Here is a 5,854-nt window from a genome sequence, read left to right as displayed (position 1 = left end):
TTTCGGCGAACTCATTTGTTATTTCGGCGAACTCATTTGTTATTTCGGCGAACTCATTTGTTATTTCGGCGAACTCATTTGTTATTTCGGCGAACTCATTTGTTATTTCGGCGAACGCATTTGTTATTTTGGCGAACGCATTTGTTATTTCGGCGAACGCATTTGTTATTTTGGCGTTTCCATAACGCACCCTACGAAACAACTAGAATTGAAACCTATGCTGGTCATACTTGTGTGTACACCGTAGGCCTGTGAGTGGGGATTTTTAGCATTTTTCGTTTCTATTAAAAATGAGACGCTGATTGGTAAACTTGAACCATCAGGAGGAATCTTAACCCTTGGGCTGGCTCATGAAGTGGCTGATTGGATTGAGCTGTTATGATTCGTTATTATAAAAAACTGTAGACGCAATAGAGGAATATTACCAAAAACACCTCTACAACCTACAGGTTTTTCAGGTTATAGATACAACTCAGCATTTGTGGAGAACTAGCTGTGGGCAAGTTGGTTATCTTAAAGTTAGGGGAGGGGAACTTTGAACAAGGGTTTCCCGTGACCCTACAGATTGGCGATGAAAATGCCCGCCCTAGTGTGGAAATCACAGGTGCGCTTCCCCCCAACCCAGAAATTCCCCGCGATTATTACCGTTGGCAATCTATTTATCGTAATTTAAGGTTGCCATCTCGTCCTATTGGTTTACCTAAAGAAGATAATCAAGTCTCCACTCTAGAAGACTGCCAGCGGGCAACTGAAGAATTTAAAGTACGTTTTAATACTTGGCTTGCTTCTGACTCCTTTCGTCCTATCCGCGAAAAATGGTTGGAAAAACTCATGTTTGCGGATAATATCCGTGTGCTTTTACAAACCAAAGACCTCCAATTACAGAAACTCCCCTGGCATCTTTGGGATTTGCTGGAACGTTATCCCCAAGCAGAAATAGCTTTGAGCGCTCCTGCCTACGAACAAGTCAACCGAATAACAACCACATCCGACAAAGTAAAAATCTTAGCGATTTTGGGTAACAGCCAAGGAATTAATACTAAAGCAGACCAGGCGTTGCTTAATTTATTACCCAATGCAGACATCACTTTTTTAGTTGAACCACAATGCCAAGACCTTACTGACCAACTATGGGAGCAGCATTGGCAGATTCTATTTTTTGCCGGACACAGTTCTACTCACGAAACGAATGAAATAGGAAAAATCTACATCAATCAAACTGAAAGTCTAACAATTAGTCAGTTAAAGTATGCCCTAAGAAAGGCAGTGGAACGAGGTCTACAACTGGCAATTTTCAATTCCTGTGATGGCTTGGGATTGGCACGGGAATTTGCAGATTTGCATATTCCCGAAATCATCGTGATGCGAGAGCCTGTACCTGACCGAGTAGCGCAGCAGTTTTTAAAGTATTTTTTGTCAGCCTTCGCGCGGGGAAACTCGTTGTATTTAGCTGTGAGGGAGGCACGAGAAAGGTTACAGGGGCTAGAAAACCAATTTCCCTGCGCGACATGGTTGCCTGTCATTTGTCAAAATCCTGCTGAGATGCCGTTGAATTGGGGGGAATTGTGTAGAAATGCACCGAATATTCCAACATCTTTGTCTAAAACCACCCCAGTTAAAAGAATCACAAATCGGCTTGCCTTCCCATTCCTCCTACTGGTCAGTATGGCAATGACTGGAATATTAATGGGGGTACGGTATTCGGGTGTGCTGCAACCATTAGAGCTAAGTGCGTTTGACCAACTGTTACGCTTGCGTCCTCCTGAGAAACCAGACTCACGCCTACTGATTGTCACTGTGACTGAAGAAGATGTGCAGGCGCAAAAACAGGAAAAACCTCAAGGTTCCTTGTCAGACAAATCACTTGCCCAACTGTTAGAAAAATTAGAGACATATCAACCACAAGTTATTGGTTTGGATATATACCGAGATTATCCAGTGGGTAAGGATTATCCAGCATTAGCAGAACGAATGCGAAAAAGCGATCGCTTTGTGGCGGTGTGTCAACTCAGCGATTCTCAAGCAGGAACACAAGGTGTGAAACCACCACCAGAAGTTTCTCCAGAGGGTCTAGGTTTTAGCGATATTGCCATAGATTCAGATAATGTAGTGCGTCGCCATCTGTTATCGTTAACTCCCTCACCCTCATCTCCTTGTACTACCCATTATGCCCTGAGTGTTCAACTTGCATTGCGTTACCTGTATGCACACGGAATTAAGTTGCAATTTGACCCTGATGGCGCGTGGCAATTAGGGAAGTTGAGATTTAAACCAATAGAAACTCATACCGGAGGTTATCAAGGGATTGACGCTTCTGGACACCAAATTTTGTTAAATTATCGTTCCCCTGGTTCCCCAGAAGCGATCGCACCACATATTACCTTGGGACAAGTGCTAACGGGTAAGCTAAATGCCAATGCAGTCAAAGACAAAATAGTCATTATTGGCACAACAGCAGAAACTTTTCATGATTACTGGTTAACTCCCTACAGCACTCCTGAAGGGAAATTACAGGCAATACCAGGAGTATTTTTACAAGCCCAGATGGTCAGTCAACTGCTCAGTGCTGCTTTGGACGGACAACATCTGTTGTGGACTTGGCCACTTTGGGGTGAAGTAATTTGGGTTTGGGGCTGGTCCTTTTTAGGCGGGTTGCTTACTGCTTATCTGCACCGATTCACTTACTTAAGCTTGGCAGGAGGCATAGCTATTACAAGTCTATACGGTAGCTGTTTTATATTTTTAATTGCATATAGTTGTTGGGTTCCCCTCATCCCTGCTATGTTGGCTTTAGGAGGTAATAGTTTAATAGCTATAACTTACTTAAACATAAAATTTAAAATTAATAACAACCTCAATTTGAAATATGAAACTCACAGATAAATTTGAAGAGTATTTCTGTATGAATTTTGCAGAATCAAAAATCCAGAATTCTAAATTGTTTAACTCCTAATTATTTATGAAAAAATATTGGCAAAAAATACAATTTATCGCTGTATTTGGGATGGCTTGGTTGATAATTATTGGCTATTATCCAATGATTTGGATAACACCAGTTGCTGCCATTCCTGTTACATTTTCGCCTCCTCCACCTCCTCCAGATAGGGGTGCAGCAGGCGATCGCGGAGGAGCTGCAAGTCGTGGTTGTGGTGTTAATAACCAATCTATGATTGCACTTGTACCTGTATATAAAGAGACACTCAAGCAAGGACAAACAGAAGCAGTTTCTGTTACTAAAGTTTGGGGCTTAACGACTGAGGAATATCCAAGTTTTTGGTTTTTTGTCCCCTATAAAAAATCTGCAATTAATTCTATTGAGTTTGTTCTCAAAGATGAGTCAAGTAAACTAAGTCAAACTCTTCACCGAACAACAGTAACAATACCAGAAGTACCAGGAATTATTAGCATTCGCTTGAGCGCAATTAATCCCCCATTGCAAGTAGATAGGATGTATCACTGGTTTTTTAAGATGAAAATCATTTGCAATCCACAACAACCTCCAGAACAAGAGTATGTGGAAGGATGGGTGCAACGGGTTAATCTAAATCCTAAATTAGTAGATAGCCCCAAGCAAGTAACTCCTCAGCAACGGGTAAACCTCTATGCCCAGAAGGGTATTTGGTACGATGCCTTGACTACTCTGGCTGAATTACGTCTTGCCAAACCTGAAGATCCAACTCTAGCGGTGGAGTGGATGAATTTGCTTAAATCTGTAGATTTAGAGAATTTAGCTAAACACCCCTTTGTCAAATGTTGTCAAGCTAATGCAAAGCAGCAAAAATAACAAGGGATAATTAACAGCACCTAAAAATTGATCCCTGGACTTTGGACAACTATAGCTCAATATGGTGCTCTTTTCTTGTTCATTTGAAGCTTTACATACAATCCTCGTCGGTTGGGGAATTAATATACTCTATTCCTAAATTCTGGGCGGGATTTTCAAGTAGCTACATATTCCCTTTGACCTATGACATAACCAGCTTTTTCATGTATAATAGAAGTTAATTTAAGTAAGGTGGTTTTGTTTTCTATAAAATCAACTACTAAATTCTTGCTTTGCGATATAAGTCCGGTTTTTAAAGACATTATTTTCCCGAGACTCGTAGCTTTGCACTTATCATGCAAAAACTTGGTAATTAGAGATTTATAACTATGGTAGCATTAACACAATCAAAATTATTAACTAAGGAAAAATTAAAAATACAGATTGTTGAAAACCTTGAAGAACTCAAGCTCCATGCAGACAGTTGGAATCAGATTGTTTTTGAATCTACTCAACAGTTACCAATGACATCTTATGCATGGGTATCATCATATTTTGAACACTATGTGGAAGTTGGCGAATCATGGTTTTGTGTATTTGCTTATAACGATTCGGAGCTAGTAGGTGTCTTGCCGCTAATTGTAACTCGACAACGGTTCTTTGGATTCAATTTTTCGTTATTAGTTACACGTAGGGCTTCGCAATCATGTTCGCTTGATATTGTAGCCGCATTAGGGCTTGAAAATATAGTTATTCCAGTCCTTATTGATGCTGCGAAACAATTTTGTCCCCATCATCTGGGCATGATATTTAACCGTTTACCGGAGAACTCACCGACTATTGCTGCTTTAGAAGGGATGTCAGACATTATCCTCATTAAAGAGCTTGATTGGATGATGGGAGCTCACTTAAAAATAACTGGCTGTTTTGATGAATATCGAAAAAACCTCAGTGGTAATTTAAAAAGTACTATTAAAAGGTCGGGAAAGAAACTCTATCAACTAGAAGGTGTGAAAACTATTTTCCTTAAAGGAAGCGATGCCACTGAAAAACATTTACCTCAATTAATAGAAGTGGAAACTGCCAGTTGGAAAAGAACTAAAGGACATTTAATTGCAAATTCATCAATAGATGTATCATTTTACACGAATCTTACACGTCGATTATCAGAAGCTGGTTGGCTTGAATGGCAATTACTTGAAGCTGAAGGTAAGACAATTGCGATCAATTTAGCGATTAAGTTGAAGCGTTCAACCATTATTTGGAAGCTGGCTTACGATGAGAGTTATTCCAAATTATCTCCTGGCACTATACTTTTTGAACAAGTAGTTAAGTCAGCTTATGAGGATAAAGTTGATGAGATTAATCTAATTAGTGATTTTCCTTGGTACGACAATTGGAAGATGGATAAACGCCCACACTATACTATAAAAGTATATTCGTATCAACCTATTTCTTTGATGTTTGGATTGCTGCCTGCATATGTCCTCAAAAAACTTAAAGTGCTTAAAAGACAATTTACAAAGCGATATCAAATTTTTAGTAATAAAGAATAAAACGTAGATGCAAAAGCAATGAAGTAGAGCAGGTGTCGCAGTTCCATAGTTTTGATATTTTATAAGTCTCAATTATTCATAAATATATATTGGACATCGGAAAAATAGCTACCTATGATACTCATACATGGAAGTCATAGGAAGATGTAACTATGTCGGAGAATTTGAGAAGCCAAGTTGTAACGCAAGGGGTGCAGCGATCGCCTAATCGAGCAATGCTGCGTGCAGTTGGTTTTAAAGATGAAGATTTCAATAAAGCCATTGTCGGTATTGCCAATGGCTACAGTACAATCACTCCCTGCAATATGGGGATCAATCAACTGGCGCTCATAGCAGAGGTTGGGATAAAAACCGCCGGAGCGATGCCACAAGTGTTTGGCACAATTACCATCAGCGACGGGATTTCGATGGGAACTGAAGGGATGAAATATTCCCTAGTGTCACGGGAAGTCATTGCCGATTCCATTGAAACCGCCTGTACTGGACAAAGTATGGATGGTGTGCTAGCCATTGGCGGTTGTGATAAGAATATGCC

At 40.1% G+C, this 5,854-nt stretch carries 5 protein-coding genes and 1 pseudogene; 4 read left to right on the top strand and 2 right to left on the bottom strand.

The window, feature by feature from the left end; translation table 11 throughout:
• Nucleotides 1-190, bottom strand: a pseudogene (locus tag V7K40_RS00545) (hypothetical protein); the annotation flags it as partial.
• A 305-nt stretch (nucleotides 191-495) separates the two neighbouring features.
• Between V7K40_RS00545 and V7K40_RS00540 the strand changes: the two are divergent.
• Together V7K40_RS00540 and V7K40_RS00535 are read left to right on the top strand one after the other, a co-directional pair.
• Nucleotides 496-2,883, top strand: coding sequence for a CHASE2 domain-containing protein (locus V7K40_RS00540; protein ID WP_334955882.1), 2,388 nt, complete (start codon nucleotides 496-498; stop codon nucleotides 2,881-2,883).
• A 76-nt stretch (nucleotides 2,884-2,959) separates the two neighbouring features.
• The gene (locus V7K40_RS00535) at nucleotides 2,960-3,784 is read left to right on the top strand and encodes a DUF928 domain-containing protein (protein WP_334955881.1); all 825 of its coding nucleotides are present in this window, start codon (nucleotides 2,960-2,962) and stop codon (nucleotides 3,782-3,784) included.
• A gap of 155 nt (nucleotides 3,785-3,939) precedes the next feature.
• Here V7K40_RS00535 and V7K40_RS00530 read toward each other — a convergent pair whose 3' ends face one another.
• Nucleotides 3,940-4,086, bottom strand: a complete 147-nt coding sequence (locus tag V7K40_RS00530) for a hypothetical protein (RefSeq protein WP_334955880.1) — start codon at nucleotides 4,084-4,086, stop codon at nucleotides 3,940-3,942.
• A 66-nt stretch (nucleotides 4,087-4,152) separates the two neighbouring features.
• Between V7K40_RS00530 and V7K40_RS00525 the strand changes: the two genes are divergently transcribed.
• Both V7K40_RS00525 and V7K40_RS00520 read left to right on the top strand, forming a co-directional pair.
• Nucleotides 4,153-5,319 (top strand): GNAT family N-acetyltransferase, encoded by a 1,167-nt coding sequence (locus tag V7K40_RS00525; RefSeq protein ID WP_334955879.1) that lies wholly within the window; start codon nucleotides 4,153-4,155, stop codon nucleotides 5,317-5,319.
• A gap of 152 nt (nucleotides 5,320-5,471) precedes the next feature.
• A partial coding sequence (locus tag V7K40_RS00520; protein ID WP_334955878.1) for a dihydroxy-acid dehydratase occupies nucleotides 5,472-5,854 on the top strand: 383 nt, incomplete at its 3' end.

It is taken from the genome of Nostoc sp. (genome assembly GCF_036917195.1).
In the GTDB taxonomy this organism is placed as follows: Bacteria; Cyanobacteriota; Cyanobacteriia; order Cyanobacteriales; family Nostocaceae; genus Nostoc.
Note: the sequence above shows the minus strand (reverse complement) of the source record. Positions and strands in the feature narration are given on the sequence as shown.

Excerpts from the sequence above, each read along its gene's own strand:
- V7K40_RS00535 (WP_334955881.1), top strand. The coding sequence starts at position 2,960 with ATGAAAAAATATTGGCAAAAAATACAATTTATCGCTGTATTTGGGATG.
- V7K40_RS00530 (WP_334955880.1), bottom strand. The coding sequence starts at position 4,086 with ATGTCTTTAAAAACCGGACTTATATCGCAAAGCAAGAATTTAGTAGTT.
- V7K40_RS00525 (WP_334955879.1), top strand. The coding sequence starts at position 4,153 with ATGGTAGCATTAACACAATCAAAATTATTAACTAAGGAAAAATTAAAA.